This is a genomic window from Gordonia ajococcus, from assembly GCF_012974285.1.
GTDB lineage: Bacteria > Actinomycetota > Actinomycetes > Mycobacteriales > Mycobacteriaceae > Gordonia > Gordonia amicalis.
Genome location: NZ_CP052884.1, coordinates 1,373,495 through 1,391,411, shown reverse-complemented (window position 1 = coordinate 1,391,411; position 17,917 = coordinate 1,373,495). Strand labels below are relative to the sequence as shown.

Below are 17,917 nucleotides of genomic sequence, written 5' to 3'. Positions count from 1 at the left end.
ACTCAGGTTGTTGCTCAACGGATGACGACGGGGTTCACCGGCGCACCGGTGCCGCTGACGACCTTGAGCGGAGCCGCGACGTAGAGGAAGCTCCAGCGGTTGTCGGCCGCGCACGCCTCGGCGAGCTCCTCGAGCCAGACGATCTCGGTGAACACGACACCCAGGTTGCGCATGAGGGCGTTGTGAAGAGGAAGTGCCACACCGGATTCCGGATCGGTGGTGACCTCGTTGGCGATGGTGTCGGTGACCAGGTTCGGGATCTCCTTGTCCTGGAACCACTGCACCAGCTCACGGGAGTAGGTCAGGCCGGGCTCGCAGAAGCCGTCGTAGAACTCCTCCGGGTTGTTCAGCTCGTACCAGTAGGTCAGCCATCCGGTGCGGATGATCAGGACGTCGTGCGGCTCGATGGTGACACCCTGTGCGGCAGCGGCGGCTTCGAGGTCGTTGTGGTCGAAGGTCTCACCCTTCTCCAGGTACTTCTTGCCGCGGTAGCGGGCCATGTCGATCAGCACGCCACGGCCGACGACACCCTTCTCGGCGATCGGCAGGACGGACGCCTTGTCCAGCGCGTCGACGGTGCTGCGGGCGTCGTAGCCGTTGTAGAGCTTGCCGTCGTACCAGACGTGACCGAGGGCGTCGTACTGCGTGGAGCCCTGCAGAAAGATGTTCGCGGTGTCGTCGGCGTAGTGCAGACCACCGGGGAACTGCGGCGCGCCTTCACCGTCCCACGACGACTCGTCGAGGATGTTGGTGCGGTTGATGCCCTCGCGGCCCGGCCACAGCGGGTCGCCGGGGCTCTCCTTGCGGCCCATCTCGATCTGCAGGGTGAAGGTCTCACCCGACTTGATGTGCCCGACACCGCGCAGCACCTCGCTCGCATCGAGGTAGTTCAGCGCGCCCACCTCGTCGTCGGGTCCCCACTTGCCCCAGTTCGACGGGGTGTCGGCACCCAGCAGGTCTCCCATGGACGGCGCAGCGATCTCGGTCATCTCATCTCCTTTGATTCGAACCTGAGCGGAACCGGGGGTTCCGGGTCGCGAACTGAAAGTTGCGGACTGAACTTTTCGAGCGATCGCTCGGGAAGTTCATTGTGACGAGCATCGCACCCGATCACACCGCCGTCAAGAGGCGAAACCCGTGATGTCTCAGGGTTTGTCAATGAAGAGAGGGAAAGCCCAGTACAGACGGTGAGTTCAGGAACACTGAACATTCACCCACCGGGGCGTGTCTCCCGGCATGCACGACGACGAGTTGGGGACACCTAGTGGCCGGAGTGGAAGCCCACCATGTCGAGCGCGAGACTCGCGTACTGACGGGCGATACGACGGCCCTGCACCGCGTCGGCGTCGTCGGTCCAGGTCGGAACGGCCATGCACATCGTGACGATGGCCTTGGTCGCCACCGACAGGTCCCCGGACCGGAACGAGCCGAGGTCGGCGGCGCGTCGAGCCGTATCGAGGAGGCGCCCCTCGATCTGCGCCATCGACGCCTGCAGGTGCGTCCGATTGGGTTCCTCGAGGCGGCGCAGCTCGGTCGCCAGGACCAGCGCCAGCGCGCGTCGCTCGACGTGGAACAGGGTCAGCGCCTCCACCATGTTCGCGAAGGCCGTCACCGCGTCGACGCCGTCACCGGCCGCGTCGAGGCGTTGCGCCAGGTCAGCGTGTGCAATGTTGACCAGTGCCACGAGCAGATGCTGTTTGCTCGGGTAGTGGTGGTAGATCCCGGCGACGCTGATGTCGGCTCCGGCGGCGATCAGTCGCATCGTCGCGCCGTGGTAGCCGAGTTCCTCGAAGACGTCGATCGCCGACTCCAGCACCGGGTCGAGCGTCAGCGGTGTGAACACACGCCAGTCCGCCGGGTCTCCCTCGGGGGCGGTGTTCGCCGATCCCGGTGGCTCGAGGAAACGGGCGACGGGCACGTCCAGGCACTGCGCGATCTCGCGCAGGCGGTCGACGGTGAGCCCGACCTTGCCGTTCTCGATGGCACTCATCGTCCCGACGCTCACCCCGATACCGGCCGCCAGTCCGCGCAGCGTCACGCCCGCCTGCTTGCGCAACTCGCGCACGGCGGCGCCGCTGTCGGTCACCGGTTGTTCGACCACGCTGAACAGCTTATGGGGAGCCGCCTGTTTTTCGTAGACTCGTCTCGTGGTCCACAACCTGTCGCTTCCCGCGCGTCACGCCGAACGCACCTACGCATGAACGCCTACGAGAGCCGTCCCTGGCTGGCCCACTACCCGTCCGGACTGTCCGAGCACCTCGATGTCGAATTCGGGTCCCCGCTCGACATGTTCGACGCGGCCCTCGCGGCGGCGCCGGACGGTCCGGCGATCCGCTACTTCGGCGCGACCCTCAGCTGGGCCGACCTCGACGCCGCATCCGACGCCCTCGCGCACGCTCTACAGGCACACGGTTTCGCGACCGGCGACCGGTTGGGCATCGCCGTGCAGAACGGACCGTCGATCGTCCTCGGGCTTCTCGCGGCCTGGAAGACGGGTGGCGTCGCCGCGCTCATCAGTCCGATGTACAAGCGTTCCGAGTTCCGTAGGGCGCTGGACGATTTCACGCCGAGCGCGCTGCTCGTCCTCGACAACCTGCATGCGGAGGTGGCCGATGAGATCGCGGTGACCGGGTCCATCGGACTCGTCATCACCGTCTCCCCGCTCGACTTCGCCGGCAACGACGATATCCGGCGCGTGTTCGAGGTGTCCCGGGTACCGGCCGCCGCCGGGACCGTCGAACTCCTCGACCTGATCGCCACGGGTTCGCGCGAGGTGAGTCGGCACGTGCCCGCACCGGACGACGTCGCCGTACTGGCTCCGACGTCGGGCACCACCGGTCCGCCCAAGGGAGCCAAGCTGATGCACCGCAATCTCGCGTTCAGCGCGCAGGCATATCGCGACTGGACCGGTCTGGAGTCCGGCGAACCGATCCTGTGCATGTCGCCGGTCTTCCACGTCACCGGGCTGGTGGGCTCGGTGATGCTGGCGCTGTCCCTGCGATCGCCAGTCATCCTCACCCACCGTTTCGACGCCGGTCTGGTCCTCGACGCCGTGCGCGTCTGGCGTCCGGCCTTCTCCGTCGCCGCGATCACCGCGTACATCGCGCTCGCCGATCACCCCGACGCGTCGCCCGAGGCGTTCAGCTCACTCCGCCTCCGTTATTCGGGTGGCGCACCGGTACCACCCGAGGTCGCCGATCGGGTCGCCGAACGTCTCGGCGGGATGATCCACAACGTGTACGGCCAGACCGAGTCGACGTCGCCGACACACATGGTCCCGCCCGGTGTCCTCGCGCCGGTCGACCCCGAAACCGGTGCTCTCTCGGTGGGTCTGCCGATCTTCGACACGACGGCCCGGGTCGTCGACGAGAACGGGGACCCGGTGCCACCGGGGACGTTCGGTGAGATCGTCACGGCCGGACCACAGATCGCCGCCGGCTACTGGGGTCAGGTGGACGATGGCGGCTCGGCACTGATGAACGGCGAGATGCGCACCGGCGACGTGGGATTCATGGACGCCGACGGTTGGTTCTACGTCATCGACCGCAGCAACGACCTGATCAACGCGTCCGGGTACAAGATCTGGCCGTTCGAGATAGAACAGGTGCTGCAATCACACCCGGCGGTACGCGAGACGGCGGTGGTCGGAATCCCCGACGACTACCGTGGCGAGTCGACGCGTGCCTATGTCGCCCTGCAACCGGGCGCGGAGGTCAGCGCGACCGAACTCATCGAGTTCTGCCGCAAACGGATGGCCGCATACAAGTATCCGCGCGAGATCGAGATCGTCGGCGCTCTCCCGCGCAGCGCGACCGGCAAGGTGTTGCGCCGCGAGCTCCGCTGATCAGACCCGGCAGCCGAGCGCGGCCAAGGCCATCGCGGTGAGCAGACGCCGCAGTTGCGTCTCGTCGTAGTCGGGCAACCGCGGTGAGGAGTTCAGCAGGCCGAACGTCGCGTGCACGCGGACGCGGGCCTCGGCCCGGTCCATGGTGCGGCCCTCCCCCTCGTAGACGGCGATCACGACGTCGACCCAGCGTTCGACATATCGCCGCTGCAGCAGTCGGACCCGATGATTGGCCTCGGGTGTCGTCGACGACAGATCCCGGTCCTGGACCACGATCAGGTCGGGTTTCGTGACGAGCACGTCGATGTGAAAACCGATGAGCGCCAACAACGTCTGGGACGGCGGTCCACCGCGGTCGACGACCTCGGCGCCCCCGTCGTGCAGCCGTTGACTGATGTCGACGAGCATCTCGTCCAGTAGTTCGGTCTTGGACGAGAAGTGCCGGTACATGGCGGGCCCGCTCACCCCGACCGCGCGCCCGATGTCCTCGAGACGCACCCCGGCGAATCCGCGTTCGGCCATCTGCCGGGCCGCCGCGGTGAGCAGCTCGGCGCGGCGGGCCGCCTTGGCCTGGGTGCGACGCGTCGGCGGGCGGGGGTCGTCCCCCGCCTCGACGGGTGGTGTGTCACTCGTGGCGGACATGGTGATCCGCACTCTACTCACCAGCCGTCGATGTGAAGCACCGAGTCGAGGGGCTTGCGCGGAGCCGGCTTGAAGTCGGTGCCCGTGTAGTAGGCCACCGGCAGCAGGACGCCCTGGTGGATGCCCGCCGGGATGCCGAGCAATTCGGCGATCTCCTTTTCGTGGGCGAGGTGCAGCGTGGTCCACGCCGAGCCCAGGCCGCGGGCACGCAGGGCCAGCTGCAGGCTCCAGGCGCCGGGCAGCAGCGAACCCCAGACGCCGGCCTGGTTGCCCTCGGGCAGGTCACCGCCGGTGTAGATGGCACCAATGACCAGCACCGGAACCTGACCCATCGTGTCGGCGAGGTATTGCGCGCTCGACGCGACCCGCTTGCCGGTCTCGTCGCGCGGCTGCTGGGCGGCGTAGTAGTGGGAGAAGGACTGCGCGTAGTAGTCCGCGACCTTCTGCTTGAGCTCAGGGTCGGTGAGCACGATCCAGTGCCAGGTCTGGCTGTTGCTCCCGGTCGGCGCCTGCAATGCGACCTCGAGGGCCTCCTTGACCACGTCGAGGGGGACGGGGCGGTCGTAGTCGAGGCGTTTGCGCACCGATCGCGTCGTCGTGAGCAGCTGGTCGGGATCCAGGGGAAGGAGTTCGGTCATGTCCCCCATCTTCCACACGATGGGCAACGGGCACCACCGGCCGTGGTCACCCACGCCGCCATCCGGTGCGCGTCGCTGTTCACGCGATGGCCGATCCCAGTGCAGCCCCGGCCACAAGGGCGGGTATCGAGATGATGGCTCCGGCACCCGCCGCGAGGAGGCCGGTTCCGACGCGTCGAACGGTACGCGTACCTCGAACCGGCGTCGCGCTCAGCGCGACGAGGGCTGTACCCACGAGTGGTGGCGTGACGATCAACCACACCGCTTCCCGCGGGGCCAATCCGGTGTAGGGCAAGGACATAAGGAACAGACCGATCACCACCGCGCAGAATGATTCCGGTCCGAACCAGTCCTCACGTCGATACCTCGTCGACGGGTTCGTCACCACAGTGTCACCAACGCGACATACGCGACCACCACACTCGCGGCCAAGACACCCAGAGCTGCTCCCGCACACCTCGGCGTTCGGCGCCACCATAGGCCGACAGCGATCGCCAGAAGGACCACCCCTGCAATGCCTATCACCACTCCCAGTGACAACGACCACTCCGGATTCAGTCGGTCCGTGATCCCGGCCAGAATCATGAAGACGAAAATGGCGAATACCACCGAGACCGGTACGGCCACGGTGGCTGCCTGCCAAAACCTGGAATCCGCCAGTAGCGCACGATGCTTCATCGGCGCGACACTATCGCACCATGACAACGGTGGGGGGATTGTCCGGGTCTCCGAGGTTCGTCGGTCTGTTCCGTTCCCAGTCCGCGCCGATCTGCTCTCTTTCTCGTTCGGCCCGGTCTTCAGCAGCTTGTCGCCCACCGCCTGTCCAGGCCAGATCATAGATCGTGTCTCGCATTGTCTTTGACGTTCCGACCATTGCATCGGCGATCGCAGCGGCCCGTGTGGACAACTCTCGCAGGGAGTCGACGTTCCAACTCAGAACGTCACTGGGAGTGGCCACACTCACCTACCGCTTGTCGCGGAGTTGATGTCGGGAACACCCGCGATGCGAGCTGCGGCCTCCGCGTCAGAGTCGCTGTAGGTGTCCGCCGACAGCGACAGGAGACTCGCGAACTGGTCATACCTCGCCTTGACCACCTGCTTGGCGCCGGTACTCGCCGTATTCGACTCACCGAGTGCAGACCCCACACTGCTCCCCACCAGTTGCGCCGCAACTTCGGCAGCGCCCAGGAAGGGAGCCGAATCGACCTCTCCAGAAAGCTGAGCCAGCGTCCCCGACGCCACTCTCGGGCTGTCCGGATCCACTTCAACAGACAAGTCTCCCCCTCACCCCATCCGAGGCCAAGAAGATTACCTCCGAGGGAGTTGAGGCCGTTGGTTCAGTCCACAGCCTGTGCAAGGTTCCCTACCCCAGCACCCCGTGCTTGCGGAGGTGGCTGACCAGTCCCCGCGTCACCGGCAACTCGGCCAGCTCGTCGGCGGTGAACCATCCGGCGTCAGCGGCGTCGTCTCCGGCACACAGTGTCCCGGAGACGATCCGCGCGGAGAAGTCATGGACTTCGAACACGACGTCGTCGGGGCCGGGGATGTCGACCGTCCACAGCAACTCCCCCACTTCGATGCGAAATCCGGTTTCCTCCACCATCTCCCGGACGACGGCGGCTTCGATCGACTCGCCGGGCTCGACCTTTCCGCCCGGCACCGTCCACTTCCCGGCCTGCGGCGGGTTCCGCCGCTGGATGAGAAGGACCCGACCCTCGTCGTCGGTGAGCACCGCTCCGACCGCGACGATGCGCCTGGTCATCGCACGTCCGCCGCGGGTACCCGGGTGCGCGCTCGCGGATCCGGCGTCGGCGAACTCGCGAGATACCGGCCGATCGCCTCGCGGATCCCGGCCAGCGCGTCCGCATCGGAGTCGGTGTCGACGATGACGTCGACCATCCCCTGCGCTGCGAGTCGTCCGGCGAGAATGCCCTGGCGCGCGGCCATCTCGTCGGCATGATCGAGGTCGCGATGGACGATCAGGCTGGCTCCTTCCGGTGGTAACGGCGACAGCCACGCGTCGGCACGTGCGACGCGCAAATCCGCCGGAAACAGCGCCAGTGCCGCTCCGCCGGCGCCCTGGCCGAGCATCACCGAGACAGTCGGTACCGGAACCTTGATCAATTCGACTGTGCAGCGCGCGATCTGGGCGGCCAGCCCACCCTCCTCGGCGACCACCGACAGTTCCGCACCTGGCGTGTCGATGATGGTGACGATCGGGATCGAGAGGTCTCCGGCGGCCATGATCGCCCGACGCGCCTCCCGTAGATGTCGGGGACCGGGCAGTTCACCGTTCTCCTGGGACAGCCGGTCGTAGCCGACGACCAGCGCCACGTGGCCACCGAAACTGCTCAGCGCGAAGCGAAGTGGACCCGCATCGGAGAGCGCCGCCGAGTCACCCCGGGCAAGGAACTCGATGAGTCCCGCCCGCCTCGGCTCACGGGTGGCGAGGACACTCGCCCAGGCGTCTTCGGCATCGACGACCTGGCCCGGGGTCGGGCGCGGCGCATCAACCGTGTTCGACTGCTTCGGGCTCTCATGCAGCGCCAGCAGCCGCAGCACCGACGACAGACGTCCGGCCAGGGCCTCCGGCTCCACCACATCGTCGACGACCGTTGTGCGGACGAGGTTCTCGGCCGTCTGCACACCATCGGGGAACGGTTCGCCGTAGAGCCCCTCGTAGACGCGGGGCCCGAGAAACCCGACGAGGGCACCGGGTTGCGCCCAGGTGACGTGGCCGAGGGACCCCCAGGAGGCGAAAACCCCACCGGTCGTGGGATGCCGCAGGTAGACGAGGTAGGGGAGCCCGGCCGCCTTGTGCGCGGTGACGGCCCCGGTGATCGCGACCATCTGGAGGAACGCCGCGGTCCCCTCCTGCATGCGGGTGCCGCCCGATGCGGGCAACGCGATCAGAGGCAGCCCTTCACGGGTGGCCCGGCCGACCGCGTCGACGATGCGTGATCCGGCGTCGCGGCCGATGGACCCACCGAGAAAACCGAACTCGCTGAGGACGATCGCCGCACGACGGCCGCCGATCAGCCCGGTCCCCGTGATCACAGATTCGTCGGAACCGCTGCGCTCGCGGGCCCGCGCGAGGTCGGCGGCATAGGCACGGTCGTCGCCGTCGGAGGTGACCGCCGGACGGACGATCGAGGTGTCCAACGACTCCCACGACCCGTCGTCGACGATCATGTCCCGCAAGTCCACGGCCGACAGCCGTGCCCGTTCACCCATGCCTCACACCGTATCCCGCTCGTGCATCACGCCCCGGGAGAGAAGCGATGAATTCCGCTCACCGCCGGTGTCATACTTCTCGACAACCCGACCTCGCTCTCAGGAGACATCATGGCCGACACCTTCACCTTCACCCGTTCGACCGTCGTCGACGCCCAGCCTGCCGCGATCCTGCCGTACCTGATCGACTTTCGGCAGTGGGTCCACTGGTCCCCGTGGGAGGGGGTCGATCCCGACCTGCATCGCGAATACTCCGGCGCGGAGTCCGGTGTCGGCGCGGAGTATGCGTGGTCCGGCAACAAGAAGGCCGGGCGCGGCGCCATGGAGATCACCCGCGTCGACGCACCGCGCGAGGTCGAGGTCCGACTCGACTTCGAGAAGCCGATGAAGGCCACCAACACCGTCACCTTCGAACTCGTCCCCCAGGGCGAGGCCACCCGGGTCACCTGGGTGATGGTCGGCAAGCAGACCCTGTTCAGCCGCGTCGGCGGCCTGTTCGGCTTCTTCGACAAGATGCTCGGCAAGGACTTCGAGAAGGGCCTGGCACAGCTGAAAGCGGTCAGCGAGAGTAGATGACCCGGGTGCGGAAGACGATGTCGGCGACCGAGCGACGCCGACGGTCGACGATCACCCACGCCAGACCGATGGCGAAGAACGTGCACAGCAGCGCCCGCAGCACCGCGACCGAGGGCCGGACGCGCACACCCTTGCCGTTGACCACCCGCAAGCCCATCACGACCGAGCCCAGCGTGCGGCCGGACACCTCCCAGCACGTGGCCAGATACAGCACCGAGGTGACCACGAAACCCGTTGTGGTGAAGAACAGATTGACCTCGGGGAAGTCGAACTCGCTGACTGAGATGACGAACTTCATCAGCGCGAGACCCATGTAGCACGCACCCAGGATCGTCCAGACCACGAGCAGGTCGAGGAAGGCCGCGATACCGCGACTCACGATCCCGGCGTTCTTGTCCCGGTCCTGCACGGCGTGCGCACGATGCACCACCGGGTGGTCCGGTGTGGGTTCGGCCGTCATCCGCCCCCACCGTCCCGTCCGTGTACGTGTTCGTCCACGGTCTCGGCGGCGCGCCGGCGCAGGAATCGGTTGACCGCGTTGGCGACCGCGTCGTCGGCGCGTTCGCTGGTGCTCCGGACGTCGGTCATCACATCGGCGGTGACCGACGTGCTGGCCTCCCGGATGATGTCGGGGAGATCGACACCGTCGATGATCTCCTCGGCCAGTCCGACGAGATCGACGCGGTCGAGGACGGCGTCGATGTCGAGTTTGGCGGCCACGGAGTCGAGGTCGACCTTCCCGATCACCTCGTCGAGGTCCACCAGATCGATGGCCTTCATCAGATCCACCTGCGCGACAGCACGATCGAGGTCGACGGTCTCGATCACCGCGTCGAGATCGATGACCGCGAGGACCTCGGCGATGAGCCGGCGCAGGTCGACGTTGCGCAACACGAGATCGGTCAGGTCGACCTCCTCGGTGAGGACCCCGACGACCTCGCGGATCACCGCACCGAGAATCGTCCGCGTCGTCGTGGCGACCCACACGCTGGTGTCGCCGACGAACTGCTGCGCCCTGGTGCGTACCGCACCGATGACTCCGCCCGCGACGGGCAGACGCTCGGCGACGTCGACGACGACGCCGGCGAAATGCAGCGACTCCCTCATCAATTGGGATGTCGCACCGCCCCGCGGCTCTGGGTTCACCGCCGAATTATCGCACGCGGGGATCGGCGCGGACCGTCGCAATCGTGTCACGTCGCGGGTCGTGTAACGGCGCCGTTCCACAATCGATATGGAGCTCGAGGCCCGTCGAGACAAGTGCGCGTCATGATGATGAGTGGTCCTATGAGAGGTTTGTTCGACGATGCCCGAATCCGTCCCACGCTCGACACCGCAGGCTCGATGGCTGATCGCGGCCGGCCCCGTCGCGGCCTTCGCACTCGCCGCCGCCGGCTGCGGGCTCACCGAACCGGTGGCCGCGACACCACCGACGCCCGAGACGACCTCGGCCGTCGCGACCACCGAGGAGCCCCTGCCGACCCCCTCGCCCGTGATCACCGTGGCCTCGGTACCGGCCGCGGACAACGCCCTCGAGACGCTGAACACCCTGGCCGTCAAGGGACGCGCACCCAAGACCGGGTACGACCGCGACCTGTTCGGGCAGGCCTGGTCCGATGACGTCACCGTCGACGGCGGACACAATGGTTGCGACACCCGCAACGACATCCTGCGCCGCGACCTGACCGACATCACACTCAAGCCGGGGTCCAACGGATGTGCCGTCCTGTCGGGCACGCTCGATGACCCGTACACCGGCACGACGATCCGGTTCGTCCGCGGCCAGGACACGTCCTCGGCAGTTCAGATCGATCACGTCGTCGCGCTCTCCGACGCGTGGCAGAAAGGTGCGCAGCAACTCTCCCCGCAGCAGCGCGCCGACTTCGCCAACGATCCACGCAACCTACAGGCCGTCGACGGTCCGACGAACCAGAAGAAGGGCGACGGCGACGCCGCCACCTGGCTGCCGCCCGAGAAGGGCTACCGGTGTACCTACGTGGCCCGCCAGGTCGAGGTGAAGGTCGCCTACCGGCTCTGGGTGACCCAGGCCGAGAAGGACGCGATCACCCGCGTGCTGGTCGGCTGCGGGGCAACCGTTCCGGCGCCGGCCACCACCGAACGCACCGAGACGCGCACCTCCACCGCGACTCCCCTCCCCGAGGCGACCTACACACCGCCGCGGCTCTACGCCCCCGAGGCACCGACCCCCGACGCACCCTCGGCGTACTACGCGAACTGCTCGGCGGCACGAGCGGCGGGGGCCGCCCCGCTGTACGCCGGACAGCCCGGCTACCGCGCCAAGCTCGACCGCGACGGCGACGGCGTCGCCTGCGAGTAGTAACCCCGATCCGAGCGCACGAAAAAACCCGAGCGGGATGACTCCCGCTCGGGTTCTTCGTGTCGAGACGACTTACAGGGCCTCGTAGAGCTCCCGTGCCAGCGCGGCGGTCTCGGACGGCGTCTTGCCGACCTTCACACCCGCGGCCTCGAGGGCCTCCTTCTTCGCCTGTGCGGTGCCGGAGCTACCGGACACGATCGCACCGGCGTGACCCATGGTCTTGCCCTCCGGCGCGGTGAAGCCGGCGACGTAGCCGACGACCGGCTTGGAGACGTTGGCCTTGATGTAGTCGGCGGCACGCTCCTCGGCGTCGCCACCGATCTCGCCGATCATCACGATCAGCTTGGTCTCGGGATCCTTCTCGAACGCCTCGATGGCGTCGATGTGGGTGGTACCGATGACCGGGTCGCCGCCGATGCCGATGGCGGTCGAGAAGCCGAGGTCGCGCAGCTCGTACATCATCTGGTAGGTCAGGGTGCCCGACTTGGAGACCAGACCGATCGGCCCCTTGCCGGTGATGTTGTTCGGCGTGATGCCGACCAGTGCCTCACCCGGGGTGATGATGCCGGGGCAGTTCGGGCCGATGATGCGGGTCTTGGCGCCCTTCTCCACGTTGTAGGCCCACGCGTAGGCGCTGTCCTGCACCGGGATGCCCTCGGTGATGACGACCAGCAGCGGGATCTCCGCGTCGATCGCCTCGATGATGGCGTCCTTGGAGAACTTCGGCGGCACGAAGGCGATCGAGGTGTCGGCCCCGGTCTCCTTGATGGCCTCTTCGACGGAGGCGAACACCGGCAGTTCGATGTTGTTGCCGTCGGCGTCGACGTGCGACACCGTGGTGCCGGCCTTGCGCGCGTTCACGCCGCCGACGACGTTGGTGCCGGCCTTGAGCATCAGAGCGGTGTGCTTGGTGCCCTCACCGCCGGTGATGCCCTGGACGATGACCTTGTTGTCTTTGTTCAGAAAGATCGACATTTTCCGGGCTCCCTTACTTGCTCGCCAGCTCGGCGGCCTTGTCGGCACCCGAGTCCATGGTTTCGGCGAGCGTGACCAGCGGGTGGTTCGCATCGGCCAGGATCTTGCGGCCCTCCTCGACCTTGTTGCCGTCGAGGCGGACGACGAGAGGCTTGTTGGCCTCCGAACCCAGCTTCTCGAGTGCTCCGACGATGCCGTTGGCGACCGCGTCGCAGGCGGTGATGCCGCCGAAGACGTTCACGAAGACGCTCTTGACCTGTTCGTCGTTGAGAATGACGTCCAGGCCGGCAGCCATGACCTCCGCGGAGGCACCGCCACCGATGTCGAGGAAGTTGGCCGGCTTCACGCCGTTGTGCTTCTCACCGGCGTAGGCGACGACGTCGAGGGTCGACATGACCAGACCCGCACCGTTGCCGATGATGCCGACCTCGCCGTCGAGCTTGACGTAGTTGAGGTCGTTCTCCTTGGCCTTGAGCTCCAGGGGATCGGTGGCGTCGCGGTCCTCGAACTCCTCGTGGCCGGGCTGACGGAAGTCGGCGTTGGCGTCGAGGGTGACCTTGCCGTCGAGGGCCAGGATCTGATCGTCAGGGGTGCGGACGAGGGGGTTGACCTCGACGAGGAGAGCGTCTTCCTTGACGAAGACCTCCCACAGCTTCGCGATGGTGACCGCGGCTGCGTCGAGGACCTCGGCAGGCAGGTGGCCCTGCTCGGCGATGGAGCGGGCGGTCTCCAGGTCGACACCCTTCACGGCGTCGACGGCGACCTTGGCGAGACGCTCGGGCTTGGTCGCGGCGACCTCTTCGATCTCCATGCCGCCCTCGACCGAGCACATGGCCAGGTAGGTGCGGTTGGCACGATCGAGGAGGAAAGAGATGTAGTACTCCTCCGCGATGTCACTGGCCTCGGCGACCAGCAACTTCTTGACGATGTGACCCTTGATGTCGAGACCAAGGATGTTGGAGGCGTGGGACTGCGCGTCGTCCGGGGTCGCGGCGTACTTCACGCCGCCGGCCTTGCCACGTCCGCCGGTCTTGACCTGCGCCTTGATCATCACGGGCTTGCCGATTTCCTTGGCGATCGCCCGCGCGTCGGCGGCATCATCGGTCACCCGACCGGGTGTGGTGGGAACCCCGTGCTTGGCGAACAGTTCCTTCGCCTGGTATTCGAAGAGATCCATTCAGCTCACCATCTCGTAGATTTGCCCGCTTAAGGGTGTAACGCGGGCCATATCGGACTCTAAACCCGTACTGGATCGCCCTTTCGCGCGCACCCTGCCCTTGTGCGACAGATCACTCGCTCGGTCCGAACTTACTCCCGGGTACGTCGCGATACGTCTCACCTGGCACATCTGCCGTCCCCCAGACCCGACGGGGCACGCCTTTCGCACACAGTGTTGAATCGATCGCGGCGACGATGCCGGCGAGCCACCTCATGCAGGTCGGCAAACCAGCAATTCGACGATCTGACGAAGTTGGAAAAGTCTTGTGACTCAGCTCACAAATTTCCGGTTAGCGGCTTTCTAGGGTTGGACTTGCCGCAATCATTTCGTTACCGTCGGCTTCGGAGATTGGTCACAAAAGGATTACGGACGATGATTTCGGATCCGCGGCAGCGAAGAGATGAGGTGGACGATTTGGCGGGACCCGGAGTCTCACGCGGATCGAGCCGCGTCCGATCGGGCGGGTTGGTCGAGGACATCAGAGCAGAAGAGATGACCACCATCATCCCCGTCGTCGACGAGGACACGGACTACGACCTCAGCGACTACGACTTCGGTTACGACACCTCCGACTCGTCTTCCTCCGCCACCCGGACACCGTCCGACGAGACCACTTGGACTCCCTCGTCCTGGACGGGCTACTACCGCCCGACCCACTCGGAGATCACTCAGGACATCCTGATCCCCGAGCACGAGTTCGATCAGTACGAACACGACGAGCCGTTCGACGTCGATGGCGCCGAACTGGACATCCTCATCGATGACGAGTCCGACACGGACTCCGCACTCCGCCCGTTCCGCACGAACCCGGCCGGCCAGCGCGTCCGTCGTGGCGGCAAGCATCGCATCGCGGCACCGCCGAACGCCCTCAAGGGCGGTCGCGCCGCTCTGATCGCCATGGCAGCGGGCGCAGCCGTCGCCGCCGTCTCTCAGGTCGGTGCCACCGAGGACGCGCCCGCGACGGCGCCGGTGAACGCAGCAGCGGTCAACGACGCCGCTGCCCCCGTCGACCTCGGTCCGGGAGTCGCCACGGCATCGCCGGTGACCGACCAGATGAACGTCTTCACCGGTCAGCTCGGCGTCGGCGCCAAGATGGCCGCCGACGAGGCGCAGCGCGAGGCCCTGGCTCGTCGCCCGCTCTTCGCCTCGCCGATCCCGCTCGGCAAGTACGACTTCACCTCCGCCTTCGCGATGCGCTGGGGCACCATGCACGGCGGCATCGACATGGCCGCCCCGCTCGGGACGCCCATCCACGCGGCGACCGACGGCGTCGTCATCAAGGCCGAACCGGCCTCCGGATACGGCCACTGGGTCCAGATCCGCGCCGACGACGGCACGGTCACCATGTACGGCCACATGTCCTCGTCGGGCGTCCTCGTCAGCGAAGGCCAGCACGTCACCGCGGGCGATGTCATCGCGCTCGTCGGCAACGAGGGCTTCTCGTTCGGCCCGCACCTCCACTTCGAGGTGTGGAAGAACGGCAACACCAAGATCGACCCGATGCCGTGGCTCGCCGCCAAGGGCGTCAAGCTCTCCGGCTACACCGGCTAGATTTTCTCCGACAGCTGCCCGTCTGAGGCGCACGCCCGTTCTCGCTGCCTCAGTAGCGATAGCGCACGCCCATTCTCGCTCCCTCAGTAGCGATAGCGCACGCCCATTCTCGCCCCCTCAGTAGCGATAGCGCACGCCCATTCTCGCCCCCTCAGTAGCGATAGCGCACGCCCATTCTCGCCCCCTCAGTAGCGATAGCGCACGCCCATTCTCGCTCCCTGAGGTGCGAGGAGCGTTAGCGACGAGCCTCGAAGGGCCGCCGCACTACTTCCTAGAGCTTCTCCCCCGGGATTCCGCCCGCGGTCAGCAGGGTGACGCGTCCGGAGCTGCCGCCGTAGTCGATGGTGACACGTTCGGTGGCGCCACTCCCCTCCTTGGCCACGACCTTGCCCATGCCGTACTTGGGATGGTTGTGCCGATCGCCGATGTCGAAGTGCACCTGCTTGTTCCGTCCGCGCGCGGGGTCGGAGGAGTACGACGACCGCCCACGACCGAACGACGAACCACCCGAACCCGAGCCCGAGAACGAGCCGTCGCGACCGAACACCCCGCCCGACGACCCGCCGAAGCCACGCGCCGAACGACGCGGCTCGGTGCGTCGCCAGTCGATCAGATGCTGCGGGATCTCTTGCAGGAAGCGGGATTCCGGATTCGACACCGGCTGCCCCCACGATGCGCGGGTCACCGACCTGGTCAGATACAGACGCTGCTTGGCGCGCGTGATGCCGACGTAGGCGAGACGACGCTCCTCACTCAGTTCGGCCGGATCGCCGAGAGCGCGCATGTGCGGGAAATGCCCGTCCTCCCAACCGGTCACGAACACGACCGGGAACTCGAGACCCTTCGCGGTGTGCAGCGTCATCATCGTGACGACGCCGTCACCCTCGTCGGGCACCTGGTCGGCGTCGGCGACCAGCGAGACACGTTCGAGGAACGCTGCGAGAGAACCGGGTTCCGGCTCGCCCTCGCGATCGCTCTCGATGGACGGATCCTCGTCGGCCTCCAGGTCGATCTGGGCGGCGTCGGCACTGAATTCCCGTGCGACGGCGACGAGTTCGTTGATGTTGTCGAGCCGTGCGCCGTCCTGGGGATCGTTCGACGCCTCCAGCTCGGCACGGTAACCGGTTCGTTCGACGATGGCGTCGACGAGTTCACCGATGTCGGTGGACTCCTCGGTGGCGTCGAGGAAAGCGGTGTCGGCGTCCTCGGTGTCGGAGTCGCCGAAATGTGTGAGGAAGTCGGCGCGCAGACCCTCGATGAGTTCGACGAAGCCACCGATCTGCTTGACCGCGCGCGTGTTCAGCAACGCGACCTTGCCCTCGGAGGCGTCGATCAGCGACTCGTAGAAACTCCGTCCGGTGTTCTCCGAATGCACGGCGACACAGGCCTCGGCGCGATCGCCGATGCCGCGACGGGGGGTGTTGAGAATGCGTCGCAGGCTCACCGAGTCATCCGGGTTGGCGATCACCCTCAGGTAGGCGACCACGTCCCGGACTTCCTTGCGCTCATAGAACTTGGTGCCGCCGACCACCTTGTACGGGATGCCGTGGCGGACGAACACCTCCTCGATCGCACGTGAGCCGGTGTTGGTGCGGTAGAAAACCGCGATGTCGGAGTACTTGTGGCTCGAACTGCCGCCGATCGAGTAGTCGGTGATTTCCTCGATCTCCTTGGCGATGAACGTCGACTCCTCGCGATCGGAGTCGGCGACGTAGCCGACGATGAGCTCGCCGTCGCCGGAGTCGGTCCACAGCTTCTTCTCGCGGCGGTTGGTGTTGCGCGCGATGACCGCGTTGGCCGCCGACAGGATGGTCTGCGTCGAGCGGTAGTTCTGTTCGAGCAGAACGGTTTCGGCGTTGGTGAAGTCGCGCTCGAACTCTTCGATGTTGCGGATCGTGGCACCGCGGAAGGCGTAGATCGACTGGTCGGCGTCACCCACGACGCACAGCTCCGACGGTTCGAGTCCGCTCGCCGTGGTCTGCTCGCCCACCAGTTCGCGGATGAGTACGTACTGGGCGTGGTTGGTGTCCTGGTACTCGTCGACGAGGACGTGGCGGAACCGGCGCCGGTAGTATTCGGCCACCTGCGGGTGCCGCTGCAGCAGCGCGACGGTCTCGCCGATGAGATCGTCGAAGTCGAACGCATTCGCCGCCCGCAGCCGGCGCTGGTACTCCGCGAAGATGCGGGCGATCGTCGCCGCGGCGAGGTCGTCCTCGTTGACCGCGGCCGCCGCCCCGTCGGGCGAGATCAGCTCGTTCTTGAAGTTCGAGATGGCCACCGAGACGCCACGCGGACTGAACTTCTTCGGGTCCAGATCGAGGTCGCGGATGATCATGCCCAGCAACCGCTTCGAGTCGTCGGCGTCGTAGATGGAGAAGTTGGAGTTCATCGACTCCAGCAGCCCCGACTGTGCCCGCAGGATGCGAACGCACGTGGAGTGGAAGGTCGACACCCACATGTAGGCCGCCCGCGGGCCGACGAGGTCGATCACCCGCTCGCGCATCTCGGCGGCGGCCTTGTTGGTGAAGGTGATGGCCAGGATCTGCCCGGGCGTGACGTCGCGCGCCGCCAGCAGGTAGGCGATTCGGCGGGTCAGCACCGAGGTCTTGCCCGACCCCGCACCCGCCACGATCAGCAGCGGTGAGCCCGCGTGGAGCACCGCCGCGCGCTGCTGTGGATTGAGGCCCTCGAGCAGGCGCGCGACACGGTCGTCGGCGGCAGCCGTCCCCGAGGAGGAGGAAGACGTACGACCGGCGAGGAGAGGGGCAGAAGAAGAGCTGTTCATCGGTAGTCCAGGCTACCCGCCCGCACCGACACCTCTCCGCAGGCCATGTGCCCGAACGCCCGTCGTCCGATCGCTCGACCGCCCCGTGCGTTGACACCCGAGACGCCTGTTCCCG

Annotated in this window: 18 protein-coding genes; 4 read left to right on the top strand and 14 right to left on the bottom strand. The window is 66.7% G+C overall.

Annotation, left to right across the window (positions count from 1 at the left end; genetic code table 11):
* Window positions 1-14: 14 nt before the first annotated feature.
* Together GAA2_RS06380 and GAA2_RS06375 are read right to left on the bottom strand one after the other, a co-directional pair.
* Window positions 15-989, bottom strand: coding sequence for a cyclase family protein (locus GAA2_RS06380; protein ID WP_006436147.1), 975 nt, complete (start codon window positions 987-989; stop codon window positions 15-17).
* A 272-nt stretch (window positions 990-1,261) separates the two neighbouring features.
* The gene (locus tag GAA2_RS06375; protein WP_024499986.1) at window positions 1,262-2,101 is read right to left on the bottom strand and encodes a TetR family transcriptional regulator; all 840 of its coding nucleotides are present in this window, start codon (window positions 2,099-2,101) and stop codon (window positions 1,262-1,264) included.
* A gap of 96 nt (window positions 2,102-2,197) precedes the next feature.
* Here GAA2_RS06375 and GAA2_RS06370 point away from each other — a divergent pair, with 96 nt between their 5' ends.
* On the top strand, window positions 2,198-3,844 hold the full coding sequence (locus GAA2_RS06370; RefSeq protein WP_006436145.1) for a class I adenylate-forming enzyme family protein: 1,647 nt from the start codon (window positions 2,198-2,200) through the stop codon (window positions 3,842-3,844).
* Here GAA2_RS06370 and GAA2_RS06365 read toward each other — a convergent pair whose 3' ends face one another.
* The 7 genes from GAA2_RS06365 to GAA2_RS06335 all read right to left on the bottom strand — a co-directional run bounded on the left by GAA2_RS06365 (window position 3,845) and on the right by GAA2_RS06335 (window position 8,358).
* Window positions 3,845-4,486 (bottom strand): TetR/AcrR family transcriptional regulator, encoded by a 642-nt coding sequence (locus GAA2_RS06365; RefSeq protein ID WP_191834825.1) that lies wholly within the window; start codon window positions 4,484-4,486, stop codon window positions 3,845-3,847.
* 17 nt (window positions 4,487-4,503) lie between these two features.
* Entirely contained in the window at window positions 4,504-5,124 is a 621-nt protein-coding gene (locus GAA2_RS06360) for a nitroreductase family protein (RefSeq protein WP_191834824.1), read from the bottom strand.
* A gap of 79 nt (window positions 5,125-5,203) precedes the next feature.
* Window positions 5,204-5,509, bottom strand: coding sequence for a hypothetical protein (locus GAA2_RS06355; protein WP_191834823.1), 306 nt, complete (start codon window positions 5,507-5,509; stop codon window positions 5,204-5,206).
* Window positions 5,506-5,802: a hypothetical protein gene (locus tag GAA2_RS06350; protein ID WP_024499983.1), complete on the bottom strand. Its 297-nt coding sequence runs from the start codon at window positions 5,800-5,802 to the stop codon at window positions 5,506-5,508. Before GAA2_RS06350 ends, GAA2_RS06355 begins: the two co-directional genes overlap by 4 nt.
* Before the next feature lie 282 nt (window positions 5,803-6,084).
* Window positions 6,085-6,270, bottom strand: coding sequence for a hypothetical protein (locus tag GAA2_RS23105; RefSeq protein ID WP_238555684.1), 186 nt, complete (start codon window positions 6,268-6,270; stop codon window positions 6,085-6,087).
* A gap of 217 nt (window positions 6,271-6,487) precedes the next feature.
* A complete protein-coding gene (locus GAA2_RS06340) occupies window positions 6,488-6,886 on the bottom strand; it encodes an NUDIX hydrolase (protein WP_024499981.1) in 399 nt (132 codons plus the stop codon).
* A complete protein-coding gene (locus GAA2_RS06335; RefSeq protein ID WP_191834822.1) occupies window positions 6,883-8,358 on the bottom strand; it encodes a carboxyl transferase domain-containing protein in 1,476 nt (491 codons plus the stop codon). The genes GAA2_RS06340 and GAA2_RS06335 overlap by 4 nt, the downstream gene beginning before the upstream one ends.
* A 111-nt stretch (window positions 8,359-8,469) precedes the next feature.
* Here GAA2_RS06335 and GAA2_RS06330 point away from each other — a divergent pair, with 111 nt between their 5' ends.
* Complete coding sequence (locus GAA2_RS06330; protein WP_096273440.1) at window positions 8,470-8,934, top strand: SRPBCC family protein; 465 nt, start codon at window positions 8,470-8,472, stop codon at window positions 8,932-8,934.
* On the opposite strand, the gene GAA2_RS06325 is transcribed toward GAA2_RS06330, so the two are convergent.
* A complete protein-coding gene (locus GAA2_RS06325) occupies window positions 8,918-9,394 on the bottom strand; it encodes an RDD family protein (RefSeq protein WP_006436135.1) in 477 nt (158 codons plus the stop codon). The genes GAA2_RS06330 and GAA2_RS06325 overlap by 17 nt on opposite strands.
* Window positions 9,391-10,041 carry a hypothetical protein gene (locus GAA2_RS06320; protein WP_096273438.1) on the bottom strand — a complete coding sequence of 217 codons (651 nt, stop codon included), beginning with the start codon at window positions 10,039-10,041 and terminating at the stop codon, window positions 9,391-9,393. Before GAA2_RS06320 ends, GAA2_RS06325 begins: the two co-directional genes overlap by 4 nt.
* A 199-nt stretch (window positions 10,042-10,240) precedes the next feature.
* Between GAA2_RS06320 and GAA2_RS06315 the strand changes: the two genes are divergently transcribed.
* Entirely contained in the window at window positions 10,241-11,272 is a 1,032-nt protein-coding gene (locus GAA2_RS06315) for a DUF1524 domain-containing protein (protein ID WP_096273436.1), read from the top strand.
* 72 nt (window positions 11,273-11,344) lie between these two features.
* On the opposite strand, the gene sucD is transcribed toward GAA2_RS06315, so the two are convergent.
* Both sucD and sucC read right to left on the bottom strand, forming a co-directional pair.
* Complete coding sequence (gene sucD, locus GAA2_RS06310; RefSeq protein WP_006436132.1) at window positions 11,345-12,247, bottom strand: succinate--CoA ligase subunit alpha; 903 nt, start codon at window positions 12,245-12,247, stop codon at window positions 11,345-11,347.
* Between the two features lie 13 nt (window positions 12,248-12,260).
* Window positions 12,261-13,424 carry an ADP-forming succinate--CoA ligase subunit beta gene (sucC, locus tag GAA2_RS06305; RefSeq protein WP_096273431.1) on the bottom strand — a complete coding sequence of 388 codons (1,164 nt, stop codon included), beginning with the start codon at window positions 13,422-13,424 and terminating at the stop codon, window positions 12,261-12,263.
* A gap of 447 nt (window positions 13,425-13,871) precedes the next feature.
* On the opposite strand from sucC, the gene GAA2_RS06300 reads away from it, so the two are divergent.
* Window positions 13,872-15,017, top strand: a complete 1,146-nt coding sequence (locus tag GAA2_RS06300; RefSeq protein ID WP_191834821.1) for a M23 family metallopeptidase — start codon at window positions 13,872-13,874, stop codon at window positions 15,015-15,017.
* Window positions 15,018-15,288: 271 nt separating this feature from the next.
* On the opposite strand, the gene GAA2_RS06295 is transcribed toward GAA2_RS06300, so the two are convergent.
* Window positions 15,289-17,802, bottom strand: a complete 2,514-nt coding sequence (locus GAA2_RS06295; RefSeq protein ID WP_191834820.1) for a UvrD-helicase domain-containing protein — start codon at window positions 17,800-17,802, stop codon at window positions 15,289-15,291.
* Window positions 17,803-17,917: the final 115 nt, after the last annotated feature.